The organism is Rhodoferax mekongensis, assembly GCF_032191775.1.
In the GTDB taxonomy this organism is placed as follows: domain Bacteria; phylum Pseudomonadota; class Gammaproteobacteria; order Burkholderiales; family Burkholderiaceae_C; genus Allorhodoferax; species Allorhodoferax mekongensis.
The window spans coordinates 3433255-3459893 of the sequence record NZ_CP132507.1; the positions used below are offsets into that span (position 1 = coordinate 3433255).

Genomic DNA, 26639 nt, shown 5'->3' on the forward strand with positions numbered 1-26639 from the left:
AGCCCTCACGGAATCGGCGCGAGCAGCTACTGAAACGATAGCAATGGCCAGACAGGCAAAAAGGCTTTTGAACATGCAGCCCATTGTAAAGGTCGCATGTGGCGAAGGTTTTGCTGCCCGCACAGAGGGCCAGGGCATAAAGCGCGGTAAATTCCATGAATGAACCCACCCTCCCGCGCTCGCTGCGCGCTGCCCCCCGATTTCTCCAGCCAGCAGTTCCGCCAGGCGCTGGGCATGTTTGCCACCGGGGTCACCATCGTCACCGCGCAGGCGGCCGATGGCACCTTGGTCGGTTTAACTGCCAATTCGTTCAACTCCGTCTCTCTCACTCCGCCCTTGGTGCTCTGGAGCTTGTCGCAAAAGGCGGGCTCCATGGAAGCATTCAGCCGCGGCGCCCACTACGCCATCAATATTCTGGCGGCGGATCAGCAAGCGTTGGCGACCCAGTTCGCCACCAAAGACATCGACCGCTACGCTGGCGTCGGCTTTTCGCGCGGCACCCATGGCGCGCCTTTGCTGGATGGAGCGGTGGCGCATTTTGAGTGTTTCAATCGCAGCCAATACGAAGAGGGTGACCATGTGATCTTTGTCGGCGAGGTGGAGCGCTGCAGCCATCGGAGCGGCGCGTCGCCCTTGCTCTACCATGGCGGCAAGTTCTACGCTGAGCACCCGCTATAGCCACCATGTCACTGCATCTGCCCCGCCCCGTCAAAGCTGCCCTTCTCGCATTCTGGGATCTCTTTACCTCTGCGAGCCCTTTGCTGTTTGCGGGTGCCGGGCTGATTTGGCTGGCCTATTGGTGGTTGGACCCGATGCCTCCCAAGCACCTGACGCTGGTGACCGGTCCGGAGCAAAGCGCGTATGCGGAGATGGGCGAGCAATATGCCAAGTTGCTTCGCCAACAAGGCATCACGGTGGACCTCGTGAAAACAGAAGGGTCTGCGGACAACCTGCGCAAACTACAAGCAGGAGAAGCTGATGCCGGTTTCGTGCAAGGCGGCAGCGCCAGCGTGCCTCAGGATGAAGATGCGGAAGAGTTACTCACCTTGGGCAATCTGTTTGTCGAGCCGATCTGGCTTTTTTACCGCAGCAGTGCAGCGACTGCCATCAGCGAAACCGGGCATCTGAACTCCTTGAATCAGTTGGCGACATTGCGCCTCAATGCTGGCACCGCAGGCAGTGGTGTTCCGCCCCTGATGGATACTCTGATGGACATGCACCGCATGGACCCCAAGAAAGCCAGTTTGAGCCATTTGGAGCAAACACCTGCCACCATCCAATTGTTGCAAGGCAAGCTGGACGCAGTGGTTTTCGCCTCGGCGCCCCAAGCACCCATGGTGCAAATGCTGCTGCAAACCCCGGGTATCCGGTTAATGGATTTTCCGCAGAACGAGGCCTATGCACGGCGCCTGCCCTTCATCACACCGGTGACCCTGCCCCGTGGGGTGGTGGATTTGGCACGCAACGTCCCCTCCCAGGACGTACACCTGATTGCTACCACCACCAGCATGTTGGTGCGTGAAGGCCTGCACCCTGGCCTGCGCCAACTGCTTGCCCAGGCAGCAATGCAGACGCACGGCCAGTCCGGATGGTTCAATCGGGCCCGCGAATTCCCCAACGCATCGCACAGCGAATTTGCATTGGCGCCAGAAGCCGAACGGACCCTGAAGAATGGCATCCCTACTTTGCAACGTTACATACCGTTCACCCTTGCAAACCTGGTGGAGCGCATGTGGTTGGCGCTCGGCATCATCATCGCCGTTTTGCTGCCTTTGGGAAAAATCGCACCACCTCTATATGCCTATCGGGTACGTTCCCGCGTCTTCCGCTGGTACGGCCAATTGCGCGATATTGAAAGCCGCTTCGCGGCATCCCCCGGCTCCGCAGCGGATTTACTGAATGAACTCGCTGAGATCGAATCCAAGGTCGAAAAGGTCATTCTTCCGCTGTCTTACGCGGACGAGCTGTACGCGCTGCGCAACCACATCGGTTTGGTGCGCCAACGGTTGACTACAGCGTAGAGTCCAAACTGTTTTTCATGGCCTGCTGGGCTACGGCATCCAACGCGCCGTCGACCACGGGCTGTGCCGAAATCACCCGCAGCTGACCCGCCGCCACCAGTTTGTCGTGGGTTCGGCGAGTCATGGACTGGGTCGAACCCGCTGCACTCGTAAACAGGAACAAAGTACCATGCGGGCTCGCCCACGTGAGCTGAGTACGCACCCATTCGCCATGGGTATGCAATTCCACCCACGAGCCCAAGGGCAACCCTCCAGCGCCCGGGCTGGCTGCCACAGGCGGTACCACTGGGGACAGAATGGGAGTAGCCACTGATGCGTCGGCAGGAGTTTCGTCGGGAATATCCAAAAAATTGGAATCCTGCGCTTCCGAGGGTGCCACCCAAGGATTTCCATCCTCAACGGGACGATTGCGCACAGGCATCTCGGTCGAGGGCTTGGAAGCCGCTGTTTCCATCTTGGCTGCTGCAGCAGCAGCAGCCTCTTTGTGCACCATCCTGAACGCTGCTTGGTGCAAGCCCATGAGTGCTTCCAGGAAGGCACTGGTTTTGGTGGCGGGATACTGGATAGTTTCCAGCCCCTCCCTCAATGTACCCAGCAGCAACGGCACCAGCTTGGTGAGCTTGGCAATATTTTTGTGGGCCAGATCGGGATGGGTACTCCACAGCAAGGCAGAGATTAAAGCCTGGTATTTGTCGGCCGCTGCAGACCCAGCCCCTCCGGACAAGCGAGCCTGTGCGACCACTTGTGCCCACGGACCGCACAAAAATGACAAAACCACCTCGGGCACCTTGGCTGCGTCTGGATGAGAGTCAATTTCACGGGCAATTTTCTCTGCCAACACATTCCGTTGCTCGGCCTTTTCCAAGGCCTTGACCGCCTGCAGGCGGGCTTGCGCCTGCTTGGTGGCCTCTTCATTCCACATCACCTGCAACTCATGCAACGCATTGGCGAACATTTCCGGGCCTTCCGGCTGCGCGTTGGCTAAAGGAGCAATGGCTTCGCGCACTTCATCCAGGAAAGCCAGAAACCCGGGGCTTTGCACATTGGCATAGGCCAAGCTGCGGTGGGTTACCTCTTGCACCAGCATCCGGGCCGCATGGTGCTTATCGGTAAACAAGCGGGCATCCACCAAGGCCAAACGCATCAAAGCAGGTTCCAGCTCACGGATCAGTGCCTGTACGGGCTCCAGAAGACGGGGATCCCTGGCGATGTTGTCCACCATCAGGTTGACCACTTCCAGGCTCAACGCCTGTGCGACACCGCTGGCACTGCGCCTGATGTCCTCGCGTACGGCTTGCAGCCCTTGCAAGCCCGCTGCTGGAGCAACGCCGCCACGCCGCTGCTCCAGCCGTTGCACGACCCTGTCCACCTGTTTCATCTCGGTCAGCGCTTCGAAGGCCGCCGGCACCGTGGACGCGAAATCTGAGTGAGTCTCTGCATCCGATCCGCCATAGCCGCCGGGAGACTCGAACTGACGTGCAAACTGTTGCGCGAACGCGGCCACACGATGCGGCGTCCCCAGCTGATCGAGCTCGCCTGCCAGCAATTTACGCAAGCGATCCAAGGTCAAAAGTGCCGGGTCCGTCACCGGCTTGGGCGCTCGCAATTCCCGGGCAATCAGTGCCTCACGCTCCACACTGCCCGGAGCTCCATACCGCGATGTTTCTGAAAACGGAGCCTGTGCTGCAACTTCACGCCCCTTGCCGCCCCCTGGCACACCCGAGGCTGAAGGTGCGGGCGTAACTGCATAGCCCGCCGGGACAACGCCTTGTGTCTTCAGTTGGGATGCAAGGCTGGAGTACAAGTCTTTAAGCTCGGCACCCAAGGCAATACCCATCACAGTCAACCAATCCAGCCGCATGGTGGCAGGTGCTGGCGTGCGCTCTACCGTGCTACGCAGTGCGTTGAGGTAAGCCTCCGGGCGCAAAGGATTGCGCTCTGGTCGTACGCTTTGCAAACCCAAAGTAGCGCAGATCAGGGTATTGAGCTCCGCCAAACTGGCCTCGGCAGACAACATGGCCATTTGTTGGGCCCGGGCCATGTTGACACTTTCCTGCACTTGCACTTCATCCATCAATTCCAATTGGTCGAACTGAACTTCGGCCATGGAGGGAATGGTTGCCTTGACGGCGGACGAGGGGCGGGTGAATTGCTCCAACAAAGCAGGACCATAGCCTTCACGCAAGGTCTGTTCATGTTGGTAGAGCTGCTTGAGAGACTCTGCATGCACATCGCGCTCGCGGAAATCCCGCGCCGCACTCTCCCGCGCTTGCAGATCACGGCGCAAGGAGGCAATCAGTTTTCCCATGATGGCGGGGCCGCCCGCGGCGGCGTCTTTGACTGTCGCTTGGTAAAGAGACGCGTAACGCGGGTTGATATCTTGCATGGGGCTCTTTTGCCTCGCCGGCGGTTTACTTCAACGCTTTATAGCGCACGCGCTTGGGCTTGGCGCCCTCTTCGCCCAAACGTTTCTTCTTGTCGGCTTCGTACTCCTGGTAGTTGCCGTCGAAGAAGGTCCACTGACTGTCGCCCTCGGCCGCGAGGATGTGGGTGGCAATGCGGTCCAAGAACCAGCGATCGTGGGAAATCACCAGCATGGTGCCGGCGAATTCAAGCAACGCATCTTCCAGGGCACGCAAGGTTTCCACATCCAGATCGTTGGAAGGTTCGTCCAGCATCAGCACATTGCCGCCTGCGATCAGCGTCTTGGCCAAATGCAAACGTCCACGCTCTCCACCGGAGAGCATGCCCACTTTCTTCTGCTGGTCGCCGCCGTTGAAATTGAATCGACCGCAGTACGCGCGGCTGGCCATCTGGAACTTGCCCACATTCAGGATGTCGAGGCCACCGGAAACATCTTCCCAGACTGTTTTGTCGTCCGACAAGGCATCACGGTGCTGATCCACAAATGCCATCTTGACAGTGGAGCCGATCACCACTTCGCCCGAATCCGGCTTTTCGCGACCAGCAATCAGTTTGAACAAAGTCGACTTACCGGCACCGTTGGGACCGATGATGCCGACAATCGCGCCAGCAGGGATGTTAAAGCTCAGGTTATCAATGAGCACGCGGTCGCCAAAAGACTTGCTCACACCCTTGAACTCAATCACCTGACTCCCCAAACGGTCCGCCACCGGAATAAAGATCTCGTTGGTTTCGTTGCGTTTCTGGTATTCGTAGTCACTCAACTCTTCAAAGCGGGCCAAGCGGGCCTTGCTCTTGGCTTGACGGGCTTTAGGGTTCTGGCGCGACCATTCCAACTCTTTCTTCAGGGCCTTGGCGCGGGCCTCTTCGCCCTTTTGTTCAGCTTCCAGACGGGCCTGCTTCTGCTGCAACCAGTCTGAATAGTTACCTTTGTAAGGAATGCCGGAGCCCCGGTCGAGTTCGAGGATCCACTCCGCCGCATTGTCCAAGAAGTAACGATCATGAGTAATAGCGACCACGGTGCCTGAATAGCGCTGCAAAAATTGCTCCAACCAGTCCACCGATTCGGCGTCCAAGTGGTTGGTGGGTTCATCCAGCAGCAGCATGTCGGGCTTGGAGAGCAACAAGCGGCACAAGGCCACGCGGCGCTTTTCGCCCCCCGACAAAACGCCGATGTTGGCATCCCACGGTGGGAGGCGCAGGGCATCCGCCGCAATTTCGAGCTGATGCTCAGAATCCGTACCGGCGGTTGCAATGATGGCTTCCAGTTCAGCCTGTTCAGCGGCCAGCGCGTCAAAGTCTGCATCTTCCGCCCCATAGGCGGCATACACCTCTTCAAGGCGAGCCTTGGCGGCAAACACTTTGCCCATTCCACTCTCGACAGCTTCACGCACGGTGTGGTTCGGGTCGAGCTGGGGCTCCTGGGGCAGGTATCCGATGTTCAGGCCGGCCATGGGAATGGCTTCACCTTCGATTTCCTTGTCCACTCCCGCCATGATCTTGAGCAGCGTGGATTTGCCGGAACCGTTAGTGCCCAGAACACCGATCTTGGCGCCTGGAAAAAAGGACAGAGAGATGTCTTTAAGAATGTGCCGTTTGGGAGGCACGATCTTGCCGACGCGGTTCATGGAAAAAACGTATTGGGCCATTGCGATTCTGGTTATTCAGCGGTAAACCCATATTATCGACTGCCCGGCCCGAGCTGCCTCATTGCTGGGTTGATGAAGGACCGTTGAAAGCGTTTTTTACATCATTGCGCAATGCTTCCCGAGCCACAGCGTCCAGCGCGTTATCCATCACATGGCCATCCGAAATAAGGCGAATGAGCCCCAATCCACGCAGCCTGTCCATGGTCCTTCGTGACATGGAGTGCGCCATGCCCCCGACGGACAGAAACATAAACAAGGTCCGATGGGGACTGGCCCACGACAACTGTGCCCGCACCCACTCGCCGCCCAACGCCAGATCCACCCATGAGCCTGTGCGCAGATTTTCAGCACTCCATGCATTTTGGAGCGCCGGGTCCGACACTTCAGGGACATCGGCTGTCACCGCCTTGGGCATCTGCATATAGTTGAGGAAGCCTGAGTCCTGGGCCTCCATTTCCGCCATCCAGAGCTCGTCGTCCGTCAAATCGCCTGCAGCCTCAATGACCTCTGGTGGGGCGGCCGGCGCATCACGTTGCGCCACGTATTTGGCGTTGTCGAAGGCTTGTTCATGAATGTCGACCAGTGCATCGAAAAAAGGCGGGATCCGGTCCTCGGGGTAGTCCACCAGCGCCAGTCCGTGACGGATCTTCAGCAGCATCTGCGGAACCAAATCCACCAATCTTTGCCTGTTCTTGCGCACCAGCCGGGGCTGCACGCTCCAGATCAGGTCGTCCACCAGTGCCATGTACCCTTCCGCATCCTCGGAGCCATCCGCAAACTTCAATTGGTATTCCGCAACCACTTGCGCCCACGGCCCCCGCAAGAATGCCAGCACAATGTCCGGCGCGTTCTTGAATGTCATCCGCTGCGCAAACTCCTGTGCCAAACGCTGGGCCAGCATGTTGCGCTGCTCGGCATGCATAAGTCCCCTGGCCGCCTCTGCAGCCCTCTGCTTCTGTTGCTGATCCTCTTGGGCCCAACCCTCTTCCAATTTACGAACCAGGCGTTCAAAGGCCTTTGCGTCGCCTTCGCCGCCTGCCAATACGCTAATGGCGTTGTCGAGCGTCTTCTGAAAATGGAAGTAACCTACATCGCTATCTGATTGAAACGCCAGACTGCGATGGGTCATGCGATCCAGAAACATGCGTGCAGGGTGTTTGCGATCTGCAAAAAACCGGGGGTCATGGGCGGAGAGGCGCTGCAATACCGGTTCCAGCTTCATCACGGATTGCCGCACGCCTTCGAGCAAACGCCGGTCCTGCATCAGACTTTCCAACATGAGTCGGACCACTTCCTGGCCCAACTCTTTGCCAAGTGCCTTGCCTTGCAGCGTGTCACCTTTGCCCCGGGGCGTGCTGGCGACTGTCTTGCCACTGTCAGAATCCACACGATTTGCACGTTGCGACAAGCGCTTGAGCATGGGCTCCACCAGCTTCAAGTCTTCCAGTGCTACAAACGAGGCAGGCACTGTATGGGTGAAATCTGCGTTGCCAGCCACCATGGGGCGAGGGTCCAACTCTCCAGAGAGCAAGCGACGGAGCTTATCCAGTGTCAACAGGCTACGGGTCACTGCCGTCTCGACAGGCTTGACCGGAGCCCCGAAGGGATTGGATGTGGGTGCGTAAGCGGCAACGGGCTCCACCCCGTGGGATTTGAGCCACTCCACCAGCTCCCTGTACATGGTGTTCAGCGCCGAGCCCAAGATGCCCGCGGCCGGGGCCATAACAGCCGATCGCGTTTCATCATCCGGCAAGACCTGTCCGAATGCCTCCCTCAGGGCATGCACAAAAGCCTCCGGCTTCAGCGGATTCAGATGCGCCTGCACGCTGGCCCAGCCCATCAGACTGCTCACCAATGCATTGAGCGCCGGCAGTACGGCCTCCACCGAGCGATTTACCTCTTGCTCCGTGACTGCCAGTTCGATGTTGGCGTCAATTTGTTCTTCTTCCAAAAACTGAAAGTCATCGAAACGGACTTGGCTGATCTGGGGCTTGCGGAACGAGCCTCCACCGTACACGGCGCTACGCAGCTCTACCCGGAACACCGCCTTGGCTTCGGCGGACTGGGCGTTCAGCCGGTCCACCGCCGCTTGACGAACCGGGTGCAAACGGGCGTGCAAGGTGTTGCCACCGGCCACCGCCAACATGCCTTGGAGTCCATACAGCACATCCTCCAACAAGGCATCGCTTTGCTCCAGCACGGCCTCTATGCAATTGGACAGGGATGGTTTGACGTCGCCGGGCTCATGAGCCACTCCGAGGCGCCGCAACAGGTATTTCTTCATCGTGGGCTTATTTTCATCGCCGAAAGCGAACCGCACCAGTGTATTGACAGTTTGTTACCCGTCAGTAAACGCGACTGGCACTTTGTGTCGTTTTCCGGACATTCGGCCAAGCGTGCGACAATACGGTCCATTGCAGCTTTTCAGTTGCCTGCAATACCAGCACCTTGCTGGGGATCGCTACGTGACAGGGCATCCCACTTTTGAATCCATCTGCCTTTGACTGACTGCTGTGCCGCGTGCCAGCAGAACGGCCGATTCCCAAGCGTCCAGGACGGACGCATTTATCCATGAACTTTGAAGAATTGAAGCTGGCACCTGCCATTGTGAAGGCCGTGCGCGAGCAGGGTTACGAGACGCCCACCGCCATCCAGGCGCAAGCCATTCCATTGGTACTCGAAGGCCACGACCTGCTGGGCGGCGCCCAGACAGGTACCGGCAAGACCGCTGCATTCACCTTGCCCCTGCTGCACCGCCTCTCCATGAGCCGCAGCGCGCAGAACAAATTCGGCGGCACCGGCATCCGCGCCCTGGTGCTGACCCCCACCCGCGAACTCGCCGCCCAAGTTGAAGAGTCCGTGCGCCAGTACGGCAAATACCTCCAACTCAGCTCCACGGTAGTTTTCGGCGGAGTGGGCATGAACCCGCAAATTTCCAAAGTAAAAAAGGGCGTGGACATTCTGGTGGCCACTCCTGGCCGTCTGCTGGATTTGGCCCAACAAGGCATGCTGGACCTGGGCCAGGTGCAAATGCTGGTGCTGGACGAAGCCGACCGCATGTTGGACATGGGCTTCATCCATGACGTGAAAAAGGTGTTGGCCCTGGTGCCCAAAGAAAAGCAAAGCCTGCTGTTCTCTGCGACCTTCAGCGACGAAATCCGTGAGCTGGCCAACGGACTGCTCAAGAACCCGCAAAGCGTGCAAGTGACTCCGCGCAACACCACGGTGCAGCGCATCACCCAGGTGATCCACCCCGTGGGCCGCGGCAAGAAAAAGGCATTGCTCGCCCACATCATCAACGAGCAAAACTGGAGCCAGGTGCTGGTGTTCACCCGCACCAAGTTCGGCGCCAACAACGTGGCCGAGTTTCTGGAAAAGAACGGCATTACTGCCATGGCGCTGCACGGCAACAAGAGCCAGGCTGCCCGTACCCAGGCCCTGTCTGGCTTCAAGAGCGGCGATGTGCGCGCCTTGGTAGCCACCGACATTGCTGCTCGCGGCATCGACATTGACGATCTGCCGCACGTGGTGAACTATGAAATCCCGAACGTGAGCGAAGACTATGTGCACCGCATCGGCCGTACTGGCCGTGCCGGTGCCGACGGCGCCGCTGTGAACCTGGTTTGCCTGGACGAAGAAGGCTTCATGCAGGACATCGAGCGCTTCACCAAACAAAAGATTGAAGTCAAGGTGGTCGACGGCTTCGGCCCCGAGCCGGGTGAGAAGGCAGAACCCATCGCCATGGGCCGTCAGACCATCTGGGGTGGCGCAGGCAAGCCTCCAAGCCGTGACGTCATGCAGGCTGCCGCCAAGGCCGCCCGCACCGAAATGCTGCAACGCGTGCGCGACAACAAAGCCGGCCAAGGCGGTGGTCGCAGTGGGAATGCCGGCGCTGGTGGTGGCGGTAACGGCGGCGGTCGTGGTGGCCAAGGCCCCCGTGGCCATGGTGGTGGCAATAGCGGCGGTGGCCGAGGCCCTGATCGCGGCGGCGAATTCCAGCCCCCCCGTTCGCAAGGCCCACGTCCCGCACAAGGCCGTGGTCCGCGCCGTGAAGGCGGCAGCGCCGAATTCCAGCCACCTGCAGGCTTCACCCACGAAGGTCGCGCTCCGCGTCCATCCACCGCACAACCTGACCCCATGCGCACCAGCGTCGATATGATGGCTGGCCGTGGCGCCCGCCGCGGTGGTGGCGGTGGCTTTGGCGGCGGTGGCCGCAGCGGAGGTGGAAATGGCGGCGGATATGGTGGTGGCGGAGGCGGCTTCGGCGGCGCTGGACGCCCGGGTGGCGGTGGTCGCGGGGGCAACGGGCCTCGTGGGCCGCGCGGTCCTGGCGGCTCTTCTAGCCGATAACTACACCAGCGCGGTACACAGTCTGGGGCGGCGCACGCTGCCCTTGACCCACACGAAGCTGACCCAACACATCGTCGACTTTGCGGCGCTCCCGGAGCTGTCGCACATCGACGATGTTTTTATTTGTCTGGGCACGACCATCAAGGTGGCCGGCAGCCAGGCTGCGTTCCGCGCGGTGGACTATGACGCCGTTATGGCTGTAGCGCAGATGGGACGCGCGCAAGGCGCTACTAAATTAGGAGTAGTCAGCGCCATGGGCGCGGATGCCAAGTCTGGCGTTTTCTACAACCGCGTCAAAGGCGACGTCGAAGATGCGATTGCTCAGTTGGGCTACACCAGTGTCAGCATCGTTCGCCCTTCCCTCTTGGTGGGTGATCGCGGCCCGCTAAACCAACCCGAGCGATCCGGCGAACGTATCGGCCTGGTGGTCAGCAAACTGCTCAAGCCACTCATTCCTGCCAACTACCTGCCCGTGCAAGCCGAAGACGTGGCCGCTGGCTTGGTGCAAGCTGTCAAAGCGGGCAAGCCCGGCGTGCAGCGCATTTTGTCGGGTGCCTTGCAGGGCGCGGCAGCCCGCGCCGCTGCGGCTTAGCCCCGCACAAACAGGGTGACCAAAGGCTGGTCACCTACTTGGCGGCTCCAGTGGCCGTGGACGGCAGGGTCAAACGTGGCGCCCTCGGGCAGCAAATCTGCCGAATAAAAGTGCTGGCCGGGCCCGAACACGCGCGAACTGCCGTGCACCCCGATCTCCATCTGACCTTGCAAGATAAAGCACCACTGGGTGTGCCCCGAGCAATGGAACTGGCTGCGAAAGCCCACCGGGCTGGTACGCAACTGGTAGCCGCCCGACGTAAACACCTCCGAGAGCATGGACTGCGGATTGCCCTCATTCAAAGGAATCGTCTCCTCGCGGAACTTGGCGAAGCCGTCGGTGTCGGTGTACAGAATGACTTGGGTGAACGTGCTCATGGTGGGCCTTTGAAACTTGGCCGGATTATTCACCATGCACAGACAGGGCAAAGGCCCTGATGCACAATTTGCCGCATGCAATTCCTCCACACCATGCTGCGCGTTGGCAACCTTCAACGCTCCATCGATTTCTACACCCAAGTACTAGGCATGCAATTGCTGCGCACCTCGGAAAACCCGGAATACAAATACAGCCTCGCCTTCCTCGGATTTGATGGAGGCAACCCCGGTCAGGCCGAGATCGAGCTCACCTACAACTGGGGAGTGGAAAGCTACGAACTGGGCACCGCCTACGGGCACATCGCCCTGGGCGTGCCGGATGCCTACGCCGCCGTCGAAAAAATCAAAGCCGCCGGCGGCAACGTGACCCGCGAGGCTGGCCCCGTCAAAGGCGGCAGTACCGTGATCGCGTTTGTGACCGATCCGGACGGCTACAAGATCGAACTGATCCAGAAGGCACCGAAAGAAGCAGGTGTAGGCCTGCGTTAACGCAGTACCTCGACGGCCAATCGCTCCAGATTTTGCTGGTTGGCCGCAGCCACAAAGGTGGCCAGAGCCTGGTAATGCTCCACGGTGTCAAAGGTCTGCCGCCAACACACTTCGGTACCTTCACCTGAGGGATTGAGCTCCAGCGTCAATGTGAAATGGTGGCCGTTCAAGTGCTCTATCTCCCACAAAGCATCCGGCACGATCCTGGTAAACCGGCTCTCATTCGGATAATCCGTCCCGTCCGGCGCATGCATGGTCAGCACCCAGCTGCCCCCGGACTGGAAATCAAACGTGTACATCGTGCTGCTGAAGCCATCCGGCCCCCACCAACGTGCCACCCGATCAGGGTCGCTCATGGCGCCGAACACCTGCCCAGGAGTGGCGGCGATGAAGAAACTCCGGATGTCCGAGCGTTGTTCGATGGTTTCCATGCAATGTCCTTTTATCCGCGGCGGGCGGCTTCAATTTTGGCGATGTCGATTTTTCCCATTTCCATCATGGCGTCAAACACGCGCTTGGCTGCAGCGCGATCCGGGGATGCCATCGCTTCCGTCAGCGCACGCGGTGTGATCTGCCACGACAGGCCCCATTTGTCCTTGCACCAGCCGCACTGGCTTGCCTGGCCACCGTTGTCCACGATCGCGTTCCACAAACGGTCCGTCTCTTCCTGGTCGTCCGTCGCCACCTGAAACGAAAACGCCTCGGTGTGCTTGAACATCGGCCCACCATTGAGCCCCAGGCACGGAATGCCCATCACGGTGAACTCCACCGTCAGTACATTGCCCGCCTTGCCCATGGGGTAGTCGCCCGGCGCCAGATGCACAGCGCCCACAGCGCTATTGGGGAAGGTCTTTGCATAGAACTCGGCAGCCTCCAGAGCGCCGTCGTCGTACCAGATACACATCGTGTTCTTGGGGGTCATACGCTTCTCCTTGGGTTTGCGTTTTCGTGATTACCGCCGAGTCAACACGATGTGCGTGGCCAGAGGTGTACTCTCGTGCCGGGTGCAGATGTAACCCAATGCCGGCAGGTTGATGCCTTCAAACAGGCGCTCCCCCGCGCCCAGCAACACCGGCGAGATGGCGATGTGCATTTCGTCGATGAGCCGCAATCGCAAGTACTGCTGGATGGTGTTCACGCCGCCGCCCAGCCGAACATCCTTGCCCCCGGCCGCCGCTCGGGCGCGCTCCAGCGCGACCAAAGGACCTTCGGTCACGAAATGGAAGGTGGTACCACCCTCCATGACCAACGGCGGGCGCGCATGGTGGGTCAGCACAAACACCGGCACGTGGTACACCGGGTTCTCCCCCCACCAGCCGCGCCAACTCTCGTCCGGCCAGGGCCCGCGCACCGGACCGAACATATTGCGCCCCAAAATCCAGGCACCCATGTTGCGGAAACCGCGCTGGGCGAAGTCGTCGTCAATGCCTGTTACACCGCCTTGCGCATTGCCAAAAAGTTTGGTTTGAAACGTACGTGTGGACATCGCCCAACCATGCAACGCCGTGCCGCCCACACCAAGCGGATGGGCCAAGTCTTGGTCAGGGCCGGCACCATAGCCGTCCAGCGATATGGTGAAGCTTTCTACGCGAAGTCTGGACATGGTGTCTCCCTAAGTTGCAATCAACAGTGTGCCTTAGATAAGGCGCACGCATCAGTAGCTATCAATTTCATAGCTTCTCGCGCAATAAAAAAGAGGGCCGCAGCCCTCTTTCGTTCTTATCCACCAATACAGCTTACTTGCGCAGTGCCTGCGTGTCTTTGGCCAGCTGGGTGATCTTGTCCCACTCGCCCTTTGCCATCGCATCGGCAGGCACGATCCACGAGCCGCCTACGCACACCACGTTGGGCAGGGCCAGGAACTCGGGCGCGTTTTGCAGGGTCACGCCGCCGGTGGGGCAGAACTTCACGTCGAAGAAAGGGCCGCTCCAGGCCTTGAGCATGGCGGGGCCGCCGGCTTGCATGGCGGGGAAGAACTTGAGCTGGGTGAAGCCGTCTTCCTGCGCCATCATGATTTCGCTGCCGGTGGCTACACCGGGCAACAAGGACAGGCCCAAGTCGCGGCAGGCCTGGCCCACAGCGCTGGTGTAACCGGGACTCACTGCAAAACGGGCACCGGCATTGGCGGCGGCTTGCGCATCGGCCTTGCTGCGCACGGTGCCGGCGCCAACCACAGCTTCGGGCACGTCACGGGCAATGGCTTCCATGCAGGCCAGGGCTTGGGGGGTACGCAGGGTCACTTCCAGCATGCGCACGCCGCCGGCCACCAGGGCGCGGGCCATGGGCACGGCGTGGGCCACGTCGTTCAACACGATCACGGGAATGACGGGCGCGTCCTGCATCACTTGCAGGGCGGTAAAGGCGGGAGCGTTAGACATTGAAATGTTCCAGATCGACTTTATGGGGGGTAGGTTCAGAACCAGGTGCAGGCGCCTTCTTCGGCGGCCAGTGCATTGCGGCGGAAGTTGGCAAATAGTTCGCGGCCCATGCCTATGCCATTGGACACTCGCAGTTCCTGGGGCATGGTCGCCAGCGGACGCGCATCCCACTCGGCAGCGCTCACTAGCACCTCCAGGGTCTCAGCAGTCGCGTCCAGGCGGATGATGTCGCCATCGCGCACCTTGGCCAAGGGGCCACCGGCAGCCGCTTCAGGCGACACGTGGATGGCGGCAGGCACTTTGCCGGATGCACCGCTCATGCGGCCATCAGTGACGAGTGCCACGCGGTAGCCTTTGCCTTGCAACACGGCCAGGGGCGGAGTGAGCTTGTGCAGCTCAGGCATACCGTTGGCCTGCGGGCCTTGCCAACGCACCACGCAGACCACATCGCGGTTGAGCTCATCTGCGCTAAAGGCCTTGTGCAAAGCCTCTTGCGAGTCGAACACGCGGCAAGGGGCTTCGATGATGTGGCGGTCTTCCGGCACCGCAGACACCTTGATCACGCTGCGGCCCAGGTTGCCCTTGAGCAACTTGAGGCCACCGCTGGCGCTGAACGGGCTGCTGGCTGGGCGCACCACGGTCTCGTCCTTGCTGGCACCTGCATCGGCCCACTGCAAGCTGCCATCGGCTTTGGCGGACGGAATGGCGGTGTATTCACGCAGGCCACCGCTGCGCACGGTCAACACATCAGCGTGCATGAAACCGGCATCCAGCAGCTCGCGGATGACGTAACCGGGGCCGCCTGCCGCCTGGAACTGGTTCACGTCGGCGCTGCCGTTGGGGTACACGCGGGTCAGCAAAGGCACCACATCCGACAGGGACGAAAAGTCATTCCAGTCGATCACGATGCCGGCCGCGCGGGCCACGGCCACCCAGTGGATCAAATGGTTGGTGGAGCCACCGGTGGCCAGCAGCGCCACCATTGCGTTCACGATGCAGCGCTCGTCCACCACCTCGCCGATGGGCGCAAAACGCTTGGCCTTGATAATGCCCAGCACGGTGCGTACCGCTTCACGGGTCAATTCCTGGCGCACGCCGTCGCCGGGGTTGATGAAGGCGGTGCCGGGCACATGCAGGCCCATGGCTTCGAGCAGCATCTGGTTGCTGTTGGCGGTGCCGTAAAAAGTGCAAGTGCCCTCGCCATGGTACGCAGCGCTTTCGGCGGCCAGCAGTTCAGGGCGGCCGACCAAGCCTTGGGCGGCTTTTTCGCGCACCTTGGCCTTTTCGTTGTTGGGCAGGCCCGAAGTCATGGGGCCGGCGGGCACGAATACAGTGGGCAGGTGGCCGAAGTGCAGTGCGCCGATCAACAAGCCGGGCACGATCTTGTCGCACACGCCCAGCATCAGGGCGGCATCAAACACATCGTGGCTCAAAGACACGGCAGTGGCCATGGCGATGGCGTCGCGGCTGAACAGGCTCAGCTCCATGCCGGCGGTACCTTGGGTCACGCCGTCGCACATGGCAGGTACGCCACCCGCCACCTGGGCTGTTGCGCCGTGTTTGCGGGCCTCTACCTTGACCAGATCAGGGTAATGCTGCAAGGGCGCGTGGGCGGAAAGCAGGTCGTTATAGGCGTTGACGATGCCGATGTTCGGGCCCTTCTCGGCCACTATTCTGAGCTTGTCCAGTCCGGTGACGCGGGTCTTGTCGGCCTCGGGCATCGCGGCAAAGGCGTGAGCCACGTTGGCACAACCCATGCGGTCGGCGCCGGGCTTGCGGTCAGCCATCTGCGCGACTTGGGCCAGATACGCGCTGCGGGTGGCGGCGCTGCGCTCCACGATACGGCGGGTCACCGCCTCCACAACAGGGTGCAACGCGACGGGGGTAGAGGTGGTGTCTGGCATATGTTTCTGTAACTAAATTACAGATCTGATGGTAACTTGGAAACCCCCACTTGTGAATGCACGTGGTTACCAGTGAGGTACAAACTGGCCGGCCGTACGGCCGTGTCGCGGGTTCAGGACGCTGCCTGCAACAGGCGTTCTGCGCGTTGCAAGTCGTCCAGGGTGTCGATATCGGTGATGCAACCGGGATCGTTGACTACTATTTTGATAGCTGCTCGCGCAGACACTACGGGCGCTGCACCCTGATTTCCCTGCAAAGCAGCGAGTGCATCGCCACACGCAGGGGCAAAGCGCACCGGGTGGCCACGCTGCCCTTCAAACACCGGCATGAGTACCTCGCCGGCCAGCGAAGCTCTGGCGATATCCACCAGGGTTTCAGGGCGAATCAGGGGTAAATCGGCGGGCAACACCATCCAGCCCGGCGCATCGCGGGTGGCGCGCACGGCGGCAGCAATGCTGTCACCCATTCCGGGGTGGCCTGCATCTTCGAGGTGCCAGCGCAATCCACTGGCGCGCACGGCGTTCAGGGTGCGCTGCATCACCGGGGTGCCGGCCAGGTCTGCTTGCAGTTTGTGCACTTTGCCGCCGGATGCTGTAAAGCGCTCGCCACGGCCGGAGGCCAGCACCAGCACCACAGGCAAAGCAGCGGCCTCAAGGGATGAAACCAGGGGGTAACTCGTGGGGATATTCATGGGCGCTGCACTCCGGAAGGCAAGGTCACTTGCGAAGAGGTTGCAAACGGCAGGACGCCGGCTCCAACGCCCGAACGGGAGATGCGGCCGGCACAGGCGGGCTGTGCCGGTGCAAAAAGCTGTTTACTGGGCCGCGGACGCAGGTGCAGCAGGTGCCGAAGCGGCAGCATCTGCAGGTTCGGCCACAGGGGTAGACACCGACACTGGCGCAGCAGCAGGCTTGGCGCTGGACTTGTGGACGGCGAAACCGATCACGGAAGCCAGGATGGCCACGATGATGACGGCGACGACTACGGTGACGACGGTTTGGTCGTTATTTTCCTGGGCAGACATGCAAAAGACTCCGGTTGAAAAAGCAACCCATGATTGTAGGCGGTCGCCGCCCAAGCACCCCGCTGCCGCATGACCCATCGCAAGCCGCGGGAAGCGCACTCTTCCTATACTGCAGGCATGACATCCATTGCCGACCTTCGCAAAAGCTACGAACGTGCCGAACTCGATGAGCACGCCTCGCACGCTGACCCGCTCCAACAATTCGATCGCTGGCTTCAGGAAGCCATTCAGGGCGAGATTCCCGAACCCAATGCCATGACGCTGGCCACCGTGGGCAGCGACTTGCGCCCGTCCACCCGCGTGGTACTGATCAAAGGGTACGACGCCCGCGGCATCGTCTGGTACACCAACTACGGCAGCCGCAAGGGCCAGGCACTGGCGGGCAACCCGTATGCGGCTTTGCAGTTCCATTGGGTGGAGCTGGAGCGCGTGGTACGCATTGAAGGCGTGGTCGAAAAAGTGAGTGATGAGGAAAGCGACGCCTACTTCCACAGCCGCCCGCTGGATTCGCGCATTGGTGCTTGGGCTTCGCCCCAGAGCGAGGTGATTCCGGGTCGCACGGTGCTGGTCTCCAACGCAGCCAAATACGCCGCACAGTTTTTGCTGAAACCGCCCCGTCCGCCGCACTGGGGTGGCTACAGGCTCAAGCCGGACCAGTGGGAATTCTGGCAAGGCCGCAAGAGCCGCCTGCATGACCGCCTGCGCTACCGCGCAGGGGAAGACGGTCAGTGGCTGCGCGAGCGCTTGGCACCCTAGCGCACAGGGCTGCCTGCTATACGGGCGTCAGAGCCCGGATTTCTTCAGGTATTGATCGGAAGTGACGCCCATCGACACATAGATGCTCGTCACCCCCTCCATGCCGATGTCTGCTGGCTCCACCCAGTCCGGCGGCACATAGAGCAAGCCACCGCCCACAGGAACGGGCGCTGTCGGCACCAGTACCCCAAGATAAGGCATGCCACCAATCATCACTGCCTGGGGTGTCGACAAAAAGCCGAGCACAGCTGTGCCCTGCTTGCCCGCCGCAGCGCTGGCATCACCGGCATCAGAGCCCGGTTTGCCACCAAAGTACAGCCATACAGGCGACAGTGACTGAAGCTCCTCCCCGTCTTTCCGGCTGAGCAGACCGACCAGCTTTTGCACCACGTCGTACACCGTGCGGACCACGGGAATGCGTTGCACCAATGCTTCCAGCAGCTGGGCCGCACCTTGCTCCAGGCCCCGCTCCACCATCAAGCCGAAGGCATAGACCAGCGCCACCACCAACATCAAGCCCAGCAGGTAGCCGATCACCTCTGACTCAGTCAGCCCCAGCCCGATGCCGGTCAGCAACTGACCGAAGGCACTCCCCGGCCCCAGCCATACAGCCAGAAAACTCCACAGCCACGATAGCAATAACAAGGTTGCCGCCAAGGGCAGTAGCGCCAGCACCCCCGTGAGCAAGGTGCGCAAAGGGTGTTTCAGCTTGAAGTTCATGTGCCTGAGTTTCCTGCCAAAAGTGTCCGGCCACGGATGCGTGCCCACACCGCCATGGCACCTGTACCCAGAGCGATGCCTGTGGCATCAGCCAACCCATCCATCCAGTCCCCTTGGCGCCAGGTGGTCATCGCCTGCGCGCACTCAATGGCCACACCCAGCAACAGCAAACCCACCAGCACACGCGGCACCGCCATCGGATAGGCCAGCAAACCGAAAACGGCCAAGGCTGCAAAACCAAGTGCGTGCTGCGCTTTGTCCCAAAACACCAGGGTCTGGGGAACCTGTTCACCGGGCACCAAAGACATCACCACGGTCAAAGCCACCAGCAGCCAAAAGGCAACTTTCCAGAAAAAACGGCCAAGCTTCAAGTTCAAATGCTCCAGATAGGGGCTGAGTCAGCCCAGCCACAAAGGCAAGAGGTACATCACCAGCGTGACGGTGACCAATGCCACCAAGGTAGACACCGCCACGCTGGCAGTGACCAGGTCTTCCGCCTTCTGGTAGCGCTGAGAAAACAAAAACACGTTGGCACCAATGGGCAGCGATGCCGCCACCACCAACACGGTGAGCGACATGCCGCGCAGGCCCGCCAAGTAGCCCGCCAGCGCCATCAGGGCGGGATGCAGCAGCGTCTTGACAGCGGAAATGGCCAAGGCGCCCTTCAGATTGCGGCCGATGGCTGCGTTAGACAGCGTTACGCCCACCAACACAAGCGCCACCGGGCCGAAGGCATTGCCCAACAGTTGCAAGGGCCGGTCCACCACATCGGGCAAGCCCCAACCCGTCTGGGCATAAAGCAGCCCTGCAATGATGGGCATGGGCACCGGGTGCACCACCGCATTGCGCACCGCCAAGCCTACCGACTTGAGCGGGTGGCGTGCGGGCCCGTCGTGTTGGGCGCTCTCTTCACGCGCACTCAGCAACTCCAGCACTACGGTGGCAAATGTCAGCAGCACCAGCGCGTGCAAGGAAATCAGGGTGAAGAGCAGCACCAGCGCATCTTTACCATATGCCAAGCCGACCAGCGGAATGCCGATCATCACCGTGTTGCTGAAGGTGCCGGAGAGCGCAATCACCGCAGCCCGGCTGCTGGGACCTTGCAGCAACAACATCACCGTAAACAAGCTTGCCGCCACGGCAAAGTACAGCGATACGGGTGCAAAGTCCAAGTCCTGCACATGCACGCTGCTCATGGTGCGGAACAGCAGGGCCTGGGTCAGCACCAGAAAAACAAGGTTGGAAAGATCGCGTACCGCCTCCTGGCGGATGAGCTTGAGCTTGCCGGTGACTACACCGACCAGAATCAGCAGAACCACCGGCAACAGGGACGATACGACCGGGTGGTCCAAAGGCATGCAGCTACAGCGAAATGGAAGTTATTTGACGGCGACCCCATCCGTGATGCGGTAGTAAAGGCCATAGGGGTCGTCATTGAGCACCGCAAACTGGCCTTCGACCACCACAGCTTCCATGGAGTATTTCACAGGGGTCTTGGTCTTCACTTCCACCATGCTCTCGGGGCCGCCGGGCACACAAAACGAGCAGGTCAGAGGCACAGAGCTGATAAGAAAGTGCTTTTGCTTTTCACCGGGTTCCAGCGGCATCATGAAGCCCTGAATGCGCTGCACTTTTTTGTTCAGGGCCTGCACATCGGCCGGAAACACGGGCAGCAGGCGGTTCTTTTCCGTCTTGGTTTTGACGGCCGTCAGCACCGACCAGGGCAGCACGTCAGCGCGGTCTTTCAAAGGGGCGAAGGGGCTATTGGGGCTGTGTACGCCGGCGCCGGTACCGGCAGGAACACCGGGCATGGGCGAACTGAGTTGGGCCATGGCGGGCGCAAACCCAGCAGCACCCAGCACCAGGGCCAAAAACAAAACACCACGACGGGCGGAGCAGATATCAGCGCGCATACAAAACCTCCGGAGAAGAGCCACAGTTTAGTGCGACCCTGTGAACCGCAGAAGACCCGGGGTTGAACCCGCGGCTCAATGCTCGTGTTTCATACCGCAGAACTTGCCAATGGCAATGCCCTTGCACGCGGCCTGCAGCTCTTTGTTGCAGATGTCTTCCCCTTTGCCGGCTTCACGACACTTTGCAGCAGCTTCATGTGCGGCGGCCATGGCGCGGTGCTTAGCCACGTCCTGTTTGGTTTCTTCCGCACTTTCTTTTGCTACAGAAAACGTAGCTGCTTGCGCAAGCAGAATGAGCGCCAGGAGGCTTTTTTTCATAAATTTCCTTGGAGAAGTTGAAGGGGAGACACAGCAAAATGAATCAGCGACTCTGCAGCAAGCGCAACACGCTCACCCGGTAAGCCGCCACCGTGGGTAACAAAGCAGAGGCAAGCGACACGACAAGCGCCAGCGCGGGCACCACCCACAACCCGGCGGGCCAGACCATGCCGCCGATCAACAACGAGTTGTCCAGGCTGAGGAACAACGCCAGTGCCTGCGCAAAGCCCTGCCCGAGCAACACACCCAGCACGGCAGCCAGCAGCCCCAGCCACAGGGCTTCGCACAGCAGCAGCGTGGCCACTTTGGCGGGGGATGCGCCCAACATGCGCAGCAGGGCCAGATCGGTACGCCGCTCGCGCACGGCGCTCCACAGGGCAATGAACACGCTCAGGCCTGCGGTGAGCAATAGCACGCCGGCAAAGGCACGCAGCACATCAGTGCCCAGACCCAGAATGTTGAGCAAGCGGGTGATTTCCAGCGCTGGGGCGGCCGCTTGCATCTCGGTGCTGGTGTTTACATAACGCGGGAAGCTCAGGGCGGCCATGGGGGTTTTGTATTTCACCAGCGCCATGGTGATTTCGCGCTCTTCTTCCATGACCTTGCGGTCGTCATCGTCCACCGCGGTGTAGTCCTCGTGCACCTTCCACACCGAGGCGGTGTCGGTGAGGATCAGCCGGTCCAGCACGCTGCCACTGGGCTGCAGGATGCCAACCACGGTGTAGGCGTTCTCGCCGTGGGTGTGGCCACCTGCACCCAAGCCATGCGAGCCCACAAAAGTCTGGCCCAGCTGCAGGCCCATGCGTTTGGCAACCGCTGACCCCAGCACGGCTTGCATGGGCTGTGTCCACAGCGCACCCTGGGCGAGCTGCGCCTCGTAGTGGTCCACATAGGCCGTCGAGGTGCCCACGATGCGGTAGCCCGCAAAGTTGTCGCCCAGGCTGATGGGAATGATCTGCGCCACCAGCGGGTTCTTCGCCAGTTCATTCACCGCCTGAAGCGGCACGTTGCCCGGCGGCACGTCAATGTGCAACACGCCCGAGAGGATGAGCTGCATGGGGCTCCCCTTGGCGCCCACCACCACGTCGATGCCGGCCAAGTCACGGTCAAAAGCCTTGCTGAGTTGCGCCCCCACCAGCAACAAAAAGGTAATCGACGCCAGCCCCAGACTCAGCAGCAGAAGGTTGAGCGCAGCCCCCAGTGGACGGGACCACAGGTAGCGCCATGCAAAAAACAAGGTTTTCATGATGCTACGCTTTTGATAGCTGTTCGCGCACAAGCGACAGGCGCTGGAAGCCGATTTGACCATCATCGGCGGGTGGAATCAGCTCCGCCACACGCGCGTCGTGGGTGGCAATCACCAGCGTGGCGCCGTGCCGGGCTGCGGTAGCGAGCAGCAGGCCCACGGCTTGTGCGGCGGCTTCGTCATCCAGGCTGGCGGTGGGCTCGTCGGCCAGCAGGACTTGGGGCTTGAGCAGCACCGCACGCGCCAGCGCCACCCGCTGCGCCTGCCCGCCGGAGAGCTGGCCGGGCAAGCGACCTGCCAGATCTGCAACTCCCAACGCATTCAGGGCAGTGTGTATGCTTGCGATATCTTCATCCCTGCCAGCGGCCCATTGCGCCATGGCCAGGTTTTGTTGCACGGTGAGCGCCTCACTCAAATGCAACTTTTGCGGCAAAAAACCGATGGCGCCCGCGCGCCAGGCGTCCGCCGCTGCACCACGCAAAGCGGCCACTTCCTGCCCCGCGACCTGCAGCGCGCCGGCAGACGGCGCCACCAAGGCAGCCACCAAGGCCAGCCAGGTGGATTTGCCGCTGCCCGAAGGGCCGCTGAGCAAGAGCACCGCGCCCTGGGGCACTTGCACATCCGGAAAACGCAACTCGCTGCCTCCTGAGTAGCGGTAGCGCAGGCCTTGGCTATGGATCATGCGGCGGGCCCTGCGTTCGCACTGGCAGATGCAGCACCCGTGGCGCAGTCCGCGCACACGCCCTTCACCGCAAAGTCGAGGTGCATGTCGGTGTAGCCCAGTGCCCGCAGGGATTCGATGGCGGTTTGTGCCGCTTTCTCCAGATCCACCGCATGCAGGGCACCGGCCAAGGGGCTGTCGCGGTGGCAGGTCTGGCACTCAAAGTGCGGCGTGGCATGCACGCTGGCCGGCATGGCCTGGTAGCGGCGCACACGCTGGCTGTCCACCCGGCACAACAGCAGGCCTACCTGCGTCAGGCGGTCTATCAGGCGGTAGAGGGTGACGCGGTCCAACGGCTCGGCGTGGTCACCGGCCAAAGACTCCTGCAACTGCGCATGGGTGTAGCTGGTGTCGGGGTGGGCCAACAGCCAGCCCAACACGCGGCGCGCAGCGGCCGTACGGCGCAGGCCGTGGGCCGACAAGAGCGCGTCAATCGGGTCGTCACCCTTGAGCACGGGCGGGGCCGGTGGGTACACAGAAGCCATCAGAACATCCTCGAAAATGCAATTCAGTTGCAATAGTTATTTAAATGCAACCAAGTTGCGTTAGACTATATCGCAATTTAGTTGCATTATGAGATTGCTTTGTGACAGTTCCCCGCCCTACCCGCCAACTTTACAAACGCCCCGGATTCCTGGCCCTGCCCGCATGGCAGCGCGTAATGATCACCCTGCCGGCCCTTGCCCTGCTCTGGCTGGGCGTGTGGTGGGCCAGCCTAGAAGCCGCACCGCTGTGAGCGCGCCAAGCCCACCCGCAGCCATGGCGTTGCACAACCTGACGGTGAGCTACCGCCGCCATCCGGCCCTGCACCATGTGAGTGGCCACTTTGCCCGGGGCTCTCTCACCGCCGTGATCGGCCCCAACGGCGCAGGCAAAAGCACCCTGCTCAAAAGCCTGGCCGGCTTGGTCAAGCCAGAGCGGCCTGCCCACATGGAACGCGCACCGGGTTTGCGTCTGGCCTACCTGCCGCAGCACAGCGAGCTGGACCGCAGCTTCCCGCTGGACGTGCGGGACTGCGTGCTCATGGGCCTCTGGGCCCAAACAGGCGCACTCGGCAGCGCCAGCCCGGCCATGCTGGCACGGGTGGATGCGGCGCTGGAGGCCGTGGGCTTGCAGGGCTTCGAGGCCCGCCCTGTGGGCACGCTCTCCAGCGGGCAGTTGCAGCGCGCCCTGTTTGCCCGCCTGCTGGTGCAGGACGCCGACATCATCCTGTTGGACGAACCCTTCAACGCGGTGGACAGCAAGACCACCGCCGGCCTGCTGACACTGGTGCAACAGTGGCACCGCCAGGGCCGCACCGTGGTCGCCGTGCTGCATGACGACGCGCAAGTGAGGGAGCACTTCCCCCAGACCCTGTTGCTGGCGCGCGAGTGCATTGCCTGGGGTGCCACGACCGAGGTGCTGACAGAAGCCAACCTCCAGCGAGCCCGCGCCATGGCCGAAGCCTGGGACGAGACAGCCGCCATCTGCGACATCGACGGCGAAGTCAACGGCCTGGACTTCGACACCCTGCTGGCCCGGCGACTGGCCGCCACCCCCACCACCGTTTAAGGATGCCCATGGATTTGCTGTTGGGCCCGGTGTGGGAGGCTTTGATTTCCCCGTTTGCCGAATTCGCTTTCATGCGCCGCGCGCTGGTGGCCACGCTGGCGCTGTCACTGTGTGCTGCGCCCCTGGGCGTGTTTTTGACGCTGCGCCGCATGAGCCTCTTGGGCGACGCGCTCAGCCATGCGGTGCTGCCCGGCGTGGCCATCGGTTTCATGGTGAGCGGCTTGTCACTCACCGCCATGGCGCTGGGCGGCGTGGTCGCGGGCCTGCTGGTGGCGGGCATGGCCGGTGCGGTGAGCCGCTTCACGACCCTGAAAGAAGACGCCAGCCTGGCCGCCATTTACCTGGTGGCCCTCGCGCTGGGCGTGACCTTGATTGCGGGCCACGGTACGCAGCTGGACTTGCTGCACATCCTTTTCGGCAGCGCACTGGGCGTGGATGGCAATGGCCTGCTGTTGGTGGCCGGCGTGGCTACCTTCAGTGTCTTGGCGCTGGCGCTCATGTACCGCGGGCTGGTGCTGGAGACGTTTGACCCGGTGTTCCTGAGCGCCCACCGCAGCGGCGTACCGCCCTGGGTGTGGCAGCAGGGCTTTTTGATGCTGGTGGTGCTCAACCTGGTGGCCGGCTTTCAGACCCTGGGCACGCTCATGGCTGTGGGGCTGATGATGCTACCCGCCGTGAGTGCCCGCCTGTGGCACGACACACTGCCCGCGCAACTGCTCAACGCCAGCGTGCAAGCGGCGCTAGCCGGCGTGAGCGGGCTGCTGCTGTCCTACCACTTCGACACGCCCTCGGGCCCCACCATCATCGGCTGCGCAGGGGCGCTCTATGCCGCCTCTTTGTTGCTTGCGCCCGGCGGCTGGCTACCCCGCCGCTGGATGCGGTCCCACCGCGTAGCCTGAGCCACGCCCCATCCGCATTTCTTTTCTATTTCGACTCCACAACCCAACCTGCATACCACCATGACTGCATTCGACACCCTCTCGCTCTCCGCCCTGCCCCGCCGTTTTCTTTTGGCCAGTGCCACCGCCCTGACCTTGCTGGGCAGCCAAGCCTTCGCCGCTGACAAGCTGCCGGTGACCGCCAGCTTCAGTATCCTGGGCGATCTGGTGCGCGTGGTCGGTGGCGACCGGGTGGCCGTCACCACCTTGGTCGGCCCCAATGAAGATGCCCATGTATTTGAAGCCAAGCCCACTGACGCCAAAACATTGTTGGAATCCAAACTGGTCGTCACCAACGGATTGGGCTTTGAACCCTGGGCTGCCAAACTCATCAAGTCAGCAGGCTACAAAGGCGAGACTGTGGCAGCCACCAAAGGGGTGAAGCCACGACATATGGAAGAAGAGAAAGGCCACGCCGGCCACGCCCATGAAGAGACCGACCCGCACGCCTGGCAAAACCCCAACAACGTGGTGCTATACGTGCGCAACATTGCCGCCGGCTTGGCCAAGGTGGACGCCGCAGGTGCTGCCACGTACCAGGCCAACGCAGAGGCCTATGTGAAAGAGCTGCAGGCGCTGGACAGCTGGACCAAAGCGCAGATCGCCACCATCCCGGCAGACAAACGCAAGGTCATTACCTCGCACGACGCATTTGGCTACTTTGCAGCGCAGTACGGCGTGAAATTTCTGGCGCCCCAGGGTGTGAACACCGAAGCCGAGCCCAGCGCCAAACAAGTGGCCCAGCTGATCAAGCAAATCCAGCGCGAAAAAATCCGCGCGGTGTTTGTGGAAAACATGAGCAACCCCAAGCTGGTCGCCCAGCTCAGCAAAGACGCCGGTGCCACCCTGGGCGCCAGCCTGTATGCCGACGCACTGTCCACTGCCGACCAGCCCGGTGCCACCTACCTGCAAATGATGCGCCACAACGTGACGCAGCTGGTGGCTGGGATGAAGTTGAACTGATGCCCGTTTTTGCTATACATTCAGGAGCTGCCTGCGCATATTTCGCGGGCGGCGCCCCGACTTATCGCAAAAATGTAGCCCCAGGCACCATGGCAAACAACAAGGAATCGAATTTCTGGCTCACCGCCCTCAAGCTCGCGGCTGGTGCATGTGCGCTGGCCGGCTTGGTATGGCTGTTGCTTTGGTACGCCGACAGTGTCAAAGAAAGCCAACCGCTGACGGTTCCCCAGAAGCCCAAGCTGGACTGGGGCATCGCCAACGATTCCCCCATCCGCAATAACCGCTAAGGCTCCACCAGCAAACG

At 61.3% G+C, this 26639-nt stretch carries 30 protein-coding genes; 11 read left to right on the plus strand and 19 right to left on the minus strand.

The genetic code is table 11. The features are described from left to right. Positions 1 to 159 precede the first annotated feature (159 nt). Both RAN89_RS16335 and RAN89_RS16340 read left to right on the plus strand, forming a co-directional pair. Positions 160 to 678 carry a flavin reductase family protein gene (locus tag RAN89_RS16335; protein WP_313867287.1) on the plus strand — a complete coding sequence of 173 codons (519 nt, stop codon included), beginning with the start codon at positions 160 to 162 and terminating at the stop codon, positions 676 to 678. A 5-nt stretch (positions 679 to 683) separates the two neighbouring features. Beyond that, on the plus strand, positions 684 to 2021 hold the full coding sequence (locus RAN89_RS16340) for a TAXI family TRAP transporter solute-binding subunit (protein ID WP_313867288.1): 1338 nt from the start codon (positions 684 to 686) through the stop codon (positions 2019 to 2021). On the opposite strand, the gene RAN89_RS16345 is transcribed toward RAN89_RS16340, so the two are convergent. Genes RAN89_RS16345 through RAN89_RS16355 form a run of 3 tightly spaced genes read right to left on the minus strand, consistent with a single transcriptional unit; the run spans position 2011 to position 8378 of the window. Further along, complete coding sequence (locus RAN89_RS16345; RefSeq protein ID WP_313867289.1) at positions 2011 to 4407, minus strand: DUF1631 family protein; 2397 nt, start codon at positions 4405 to 4407, stop codon at positions 2011 to 2013. The genes RAN89_RS16340 and RAN89_RS16345 overlap by 11 nt on opposite strands. A gap of 25 nt (positions 4408 to 4432) precedes the next feature. After that, complete coding sequence (gene ettA / locus RAN89_RS16350; protein ID WP_313867290.1) at positions 4433 to 6094, minus strand: energy-dependent translational throttle protein EttA; 1662 nt, start codon at positions 6092 to 6094, stop codon at positions 4433 to 4435. Between the two features lie 58 nt (positions 6095 to 6152). Then, positions 6153 to 8378 (minus strand): DUF1631 family protein, encoded by a 2226-nt coding sequence (locus tag RAN89_RS16355; RefSeq protein WP_313867291.1) that lies wholly within the window; start codon positions 8376 to 8378, stop codon positions 6153 to 6155. Positions 8379 to 8665: 287 nt separating this feature from the next. Between RAN89_RS16355 and RAN89_RS16360 the strand changes: the two genes are divergently transcribed. Next, complete coding sequence (locus RAN89_RS16360; RefSeq protein WP_313867292.1) at positions 8666 to 10444, plus strand: DEAD/DEAH box helicase; 1779 nt, start codon at positions 8666 to 8668, stop codon at positions 10442 to 10444. Beyond that, on the plus strand, positions 10335 to 11036 hold the full coding sequence (locus tag RAN89_RS16365) for a Rossmann-fold NAD(P)-binding domain-containing protein (protein ID WP_313869425.1): 702 nt from the start codon (positions 10335 to 10337) through the stop codon (positions 11034 to 11036). The genes RAN89_RS16360 and RAN89_RS16365 overlap by 110 nt, the downstream gene beginning before the upstream one ends. Here RAN89_RS16365 and RAN89_RS16370 read toward each other — a convergent pair. After that, the gene (locus tag RAN89_RS16370) at positions 11033 to 11413 is read right to left on the minus strand and encodes a cupin domain-containing protein (RefSeq protein WP_313867293.1); all 381 of its coding nucleotides are present in this window, start codon (positions 11411 to 11413) and stop codon (positions 11033 to 11035) included. The two genes, RAN89_RS16365 and RAN89_RS16370, sit on opposite strands and share 4 nt — an antisense overlap. Before the next feature lie 75 nt (positions 11414 to 11488). Between RAN89_RS16370 and gloA the strand changes: the two genes are divergently transcribed. Further along, on the plus strand, positions 11489 to 11902 hold the full coding sequence (gloA, locus tag RAN89_RS16375; RefSeq protein ID WP_313867294.1) for a lactoylglutathione lyase: 414 nt from the start codon (positions 11489 to 11491) through the stop codon (positions 11900 to 11902). On the opposite strand, the gene RAN89_RS16380 is transcribed toward gloA, so the two are convergent. The 7 genes from RAN89_RS16380 to RAN89_RS16410 form a co-directional block, all read right to left on the minus strand. Beyond that, complete coding sequence (locus tag RAN89_RS16380) at positions 11899 to 12333, minus strand: SRPBCC domain-containing protein (protein ID WP_313867295.1); 435 nt, start codon at positions 12331 to 12333, stop codon at positions 11899 to 11901. The two genes, gloA and RAN89_RS16380, sit on opposite strands and share 4 nt — an antisense overlap. Positions 12334 to 12344: 11 nt before the next feature. Further along, complete coding sequence (locus tag RAN89_RS16385) at positions 12345 to 12824, minus strand: VOC family protein (RefSeq protein ID WP_313867296.1); 480 nt, start codon at positions 12822 to 12824, stop codon at positions 12345 to 12347. Between the two features lie 30 nt (positions 12825 to 12854). Beyond that, positions 12855 to 13505: a dihydrofolate reductase family protein gene (locus tag RAN89_RS16390; protein WP_313867297.1), complete on the minus strand. Its 651-nt coding sequence runs from the start codon at positions 13503 to 13505 to the stop codon at positions 12855 to 12857. A 133-nt stretch (positions 13506 to 13638) separates the two neighbouring features. Then, the gene (gene eda / locus RAN89_RS16395) at positions 13639 to 14280 is read right to left on the minus strand and encodes a bifunctional 4-hydroxy-2-oxoglutarate aldolase/2-dehydro-3-deoxy-phosphogluconate aldolase (RefSeq protein ID WP_087494665.1); all 642 of its coding nucleotides are present in this window, start codon (positions 14278 to 14280) and stop codon (positions 13639 to 13641) included. 35 nt (positions 14281 to 14315) lie between these two features. Beyond that, positions 14316 to 16184, minus strand: a complete 1869-nt coding sequence (gene edd / locus RAN89_RS16400) for a phosphogluconate dehydratase (RefSeq protein ID WP_313867298.1) — start codon at positions 16182 to 16184, stop codon at positions 14316 to 14318. 113 nt (positions 16185 to 16297) lie between these two features. Next, on the minus strand, positions 16298 to 16876 hold the full coding sequence (locus RAN89_RS16405; RefSeq protein WP_313867299.1) for a nucleotidyltransferase family protein: 579 nt from the start codon (positions 16874 to 16876) through the stop codon (positions 16298 to 16300). A gap of 123 nt (positions 16877 to 16999) precedes the next feature. After that, positions 17000 to 17209 (minus strand): hypothetical protein, encoded by a 210-nt coding sequence (locus RAN89_RS16410; protein WP_313867300.1) that lies wholly within the window; start codon positions 17207 to 17209, stop codon positions 17000 to 17002. A 117-nt stretch (positions 17210 to 17326) separates the two neighbouring features. Between RAN89_RS16410 and pdxH the strand changes: the two genes are divergently transcribed. Beyond that, the gene (gene pdxH / locus RAN89_RS16415) at positions 17327 to 17965 is read left to right on the plus strand and encodes a pyridoxamine 5'-phosphate oxidase (protein ID WP_313867301.1); all 639 of its coding nucleotides are present in this window, start codon (positions 17327 to 17329) and stop codon (positions 17963 to 17965) included. Between the two features lie 27 nt (positions 17966 to 17992). Here pdxH and RAN89_RS16420 read toward each other — a convergent pair whose 3' ends face one another. The 8 genes from RAN89_RS16420 to RAN89_RS16455 form a co-directional block, all read right to left on the minus strand. Continuing rightward, the gene (locus RAN89_RS16420; protein WP_313867302.1) at positions 17993 to 18685 is read right to left on the minus strand and encodes a DUF502 domain-containing protein; all 693 of its coding nucleotides are present in this window, start codon (positions 18683 to 18685) and stop codon (positions 17993 to 17995) included. Next, positions 18682 to 19056 (minus strand): VanZ family protein, encoded by a 375-nt coding sequence (locus RAN89_RS16425; RefSeq protein ID WP_313867303.1) that lies wholly within the window; start codon positions 19054 to 19056, stop codon positions 18682 to 18684. Before RAN89_RS16425 ends, RAN89_RS16420 begins: the two co-directional genes overlap by 4 nt. Before the next feature lie 27 nt (positions 19057 to 19083). Then, entirely contained in the window at positions 19084 to 20043 is a 960-nt protein-coding gene (locus RAN89_RS16430) for an AEC family transporter (RefSeq protein WP_428984463.1), read from the minus strand. A 21-nt stretch (positions 20044 to 20064) separates the two neighbouring features. Beyond that, entirely contained in the window at positions 20065 to 20598 is a 534-nt protein-coding gene (locus RAN89_RS16435; RefSeq protein ID WP_313867304.1) for a DUF3299 domain-containing protein, read from the minus strand. A gap of 75 nt (positions 20599 to 20673) precedes the next feature. Continuing rightward, positions 20674 to 20916 carry a hypothetical protein gene (locus tag RAN89_RS16440; protein ID WP_087494671.1) on the minus strand — a complete coding sequence of 81 codons (243 nt, stop codon included), beginning with the start codon at positions 20914 to 20916 and terminating at the stop codon, positions 20674 to 20676. Between the two features lie 43 nt (positions 20917 to 20959). Next, positions 20960 to 22162 carry an ABC transporter permease gene (locus RAN89_RS16445; protein WP_313867305.1) on the minus strand — a complete coding sequence of 401 codons (1203 nt, stop codon included), beginning with the start codon at positions 22160 to 22162 and terminating at the stop codon, positions 20960 to 20962. Between the two features lie 4 nt (positions 22163 to 22166). Continuing rightward, positions 22167 to 22844, minus strand: coding sequence for an ABC transporter ATP-binding protein (locus RAN89_RS16450; protein ID WP_313867306.1), 678 nt, complete (start codon positions 22842 to 22844; stop codon positions 22167 to 22169). Beyond that, on the minus strand, positions 22841 to 23368 hold the full coding sequence (locus tag RAN89_RS16455; protein ID WP_313867307.1) for a Fur family transcriptional regulator: 528 nt from the start codon (positions 23366 to 23368) through the stop codon (positions 22841 to 22843). The genes RAN89_RS16450 and RAN89_RS16455 overlap by 4 nt, the downstream gene beginning before the upstream one ends. 101 nt (positions 23369 to 23469) lie before the next feature. On the opposite strand from RAN89_RS16455, the gene RAN89_RS16460 reads away from it, so the two are divergent. The 5 genes from RAN89_RS16460 (at position 23470) to RAN89_RS16480 (ending at position 26622) form a co-directional block, all read left to right on the plus strand. Continuing rightward, the gene (locus RAN89_RS16460) at positions 23470 to 23619 is read left to right on the plus strand and encodes a hypothetical protein (RefSeq protein ID WP_313867308.1); all 150 of its coding nucleotides are present in this window, start codon (positions 23470 to 23472) and stop codon (positions 23617 to 23619) included. Between the two features lie 23 nt (positions 23620 to 23642). Continuing rightward, positions 23643 to 24434 carry a zinc ABC transporter ATP-binding protein AztA gene (gene aztA / locus RAN89_RS16465; RefSeq protein WP_313869427.1) on the plus strand — a complete coding sequence of 264 codons (792 nt, stop codon included), beginning with the start codon at positions 23643 to 23645 and terminating at the stop codon, positions 24432 to 24434. 8 nt (positions 24435 to 24442) lie between these two features. Then, positions 24443 to 25333, plus strand: coding sequence for a metal ABC transporter permease (locus tag RAN89_RS16470; protein ID WP_313867309.1), 891 nt, complete (start codon positions 24443 to 24445; stop codon positions 25331 to 25333). 60 nt (positions 25334 to 25393) lie between these two features. Beyond that, a complete protein-coding gene (locus RAN89_RS16475; protein ID WP_313867310.1) occupies positions 25394 to 26335 on the plus strand; it encodes a metal ABC transporter substrate-binding protein in 942 nt (313 codons plus the stop codon). 89 nt (positions 26336 to 26424) lie between these two features. Further along, positions 26425 to 26622, plus strand: a complete 198-nt coding sequence (locus tag RAN89_RS16480) for a hypothetical protein (RefSeq protein WP_313867311.1) — start codon at positions 26425 to 26427, stop codon at positions 26620 to 26622. Positions 26623 to 26639 lie beyond the last annotated feature (17 nt).

Bases quoted from the DNA above. Each gene is read 5' to 3' on its own strand.
- RAN89_RS16335 (WP_313867287.1), top strand. From the start codon at position 160: ATGAACCCACCCTCCCGCGCTCGCTGCGCGCTGCCCCCCGATTTCTCC.
- RAN89_RS16340 (WP_313867288.1), top strand. From the start codon at position 684: ATGTCACTGCATCTGCCCCGCCCCGTCAAAGCTGCCCTTCTCGCATTC.
- RAN89_RS16345 (WP_313867289.1), bottom strand. From the start codon at position 4,407: ATGCAAGATATCAACCCGCGTTACGCGTCTCTTTACCAAGCGACAGTC.
- ettA (WP_313867290.1), bottom strand. From the start codon at position 6,094: ATGGCCCAATACGTTTTTTCCATGAACCGCGTCGGCAAGATCGTGCCT.
- RAN89_RS16355 (WP_313867291.1), bottom strand. From the start codon at position 8,378: ATGAAGAAATACCTGTTGCGGCGCCTCGGAGTGGCTCATGAGCCCGGC.
- RAN89_RS16360 (WP_313867292.1), top strand. From the start codon at position 8,666: ATGAACTTTGAAGAATTGAAGCTGGCACCTGCCATTGTGAAGGCCGTG.
- RAN89_RS16365 (WP_313869425.1), top strand. From the start codon at position 10,335: ATGGTGGTGGCGGAGGCGGCTTCGGCGGCGCTGGACGCCCGGGTGGCG.
- RAN89_RS16370 (WP_313867293.1), bottom strand. From the start codon at position 11,413: ATGAGCACGTTCACCCAAGTCATTCTGTACACCGACACCGACGGCTTC.
- gloA (WP_313867294.1), top strand. From the start codon at position 11,489: ATGCAATTCCTCCACACCATGCTGCGCGTTGGCAACCTTCAACGCTCC.
- RAN89_RS16380 (WP_313867295.1), bottom strand. From the start codon at position 12,333: ATGGAAACCATCGAACAACGCTCGGACATCCGGAGTTTCTTCATCGCC.
- RAN89_RS16385 (WP_313867296.1), bottom strand. From the start codon at position 12,824: ATGACCCCCAAGAACACGATGTGTATCTGGTACGACGACGGCGCTCTG.
- RAN89_RS16390 (WP_313867297.1), bottom strand. From the start codon at position 13,505: ATGTCCAGACTTCGCGTAGAAAGCTTCACCATATCGCTGGACGGCTAT.
- eda (WP_087494665.1), bottom strand. From the start codon at position 14,280: ATGTCTAACGCTCCCGCCTTTACCGCCCTGCAAGTGATGCAGGACGCG.
- edd (WP_313867298.1), bottom strand. From the start codon at position 16,184: ATGCCAGACACCACCTCTACCCCCGTCGCGTTGCACCCTGTTGTGGAG.
- RAN89_RS16405 (WP_313867299.1), bottom strand. From the start codon at position 16,876: ATGAATATCCCCACGAGTTACCCCCTGGTTTCATCCCTTGAGGCCGCT.
- RAN89_RS16410 (WP_313867300.1), bottom strand. From the start codon at position 17,209: ATGTCTGCCCAGGAAAATAACGACCAAACCGTCGTCACCGTAGTCGTC.
- pdxH (WP_313867301.1), top strand. From the start codon at position 17,327: ATGACATCCATTGCCGACCTTCGCAAAAGCTACGAACGTGCCGAACTC.
- RAN89_RS16420 (WP_313867302.1), bottom strand. From the start codon at position 18,685: ATGAACTTCAAGCTGAAACACCCTTTGCGCACCTTGCTCACGGGGGTG.
- RAN89_RS16430 (WP_428984463.1), bottom strand. From the start codon at position 20,043: ATGCCTTTGGACCACCCGGTCGTATCGTCCCTGTTGCCGGTGGTTCTG.
- RAN89_RS16435 (WP_313867304.1), bottom strand. From the start codon at position 20,598: ATGCGCGCTGATATCTGCTCCGCCCGTCGTGGTGTTTTGTTTTTGGCC.
- RAN89_RS16440 (WP_087494671.1), bottom strand. From the start codon at position 20,916: ATGAAAAAAAGCCTCCTGGCGCTCATTCTGCTTGCGCAAGCAGCTACG.
- RAN89_RS16445 (WP_313867305.1), bottom strand. From the start codon at position 22,162: ATGAAAACCTTGTTTTTTGCATGGCGCTACCTGTGGTCCCGTCCACTG.
- RAN89_RS16450 (WP_313867306.1), bottom strand. From the start codon at position 22,844: ATGATCCATAGCCAAGGCCTGCGCTACCGCTACTCAGGAGGCAGCGAG.
- RAN89_RS16455 (WP_313867307.1), bottom strand. From the start codon at position 23,368: ATGGCTTCTGTGTACCCACCGGCCCCGCCCGTGCTCAAGGGTGACGAC.
- aztA (WP_313869427.1), top strand. From the start codon at position 23,643: ATGGCGTTGCACAACCTGACGGTGAGCTACCGCCGCCATCCGGCCCTG.
- RAN89_RS16470 (WP_313867309.1), top strand. From the start codon at position 24,443: ATGGATTTGCTGTTGGGCCCGGTGTGGGAGGCTTTGATTTCCCCGTTT.
- RAN89_RS16475 (WP_313867310.1), top strand. From the start codon at position 25,394: ATGACTGCATTCGACACCCTCTCGCTCTCCGCCCTGCCCCGCCGTTTT.
- RAN89_RS16480 (WP_313867311.1), top strand. From the start codon at position 26,425: ATGGCAAACAACAAGGAATCGAATTTCTGGCTCACCGCCCTCAAGCTC.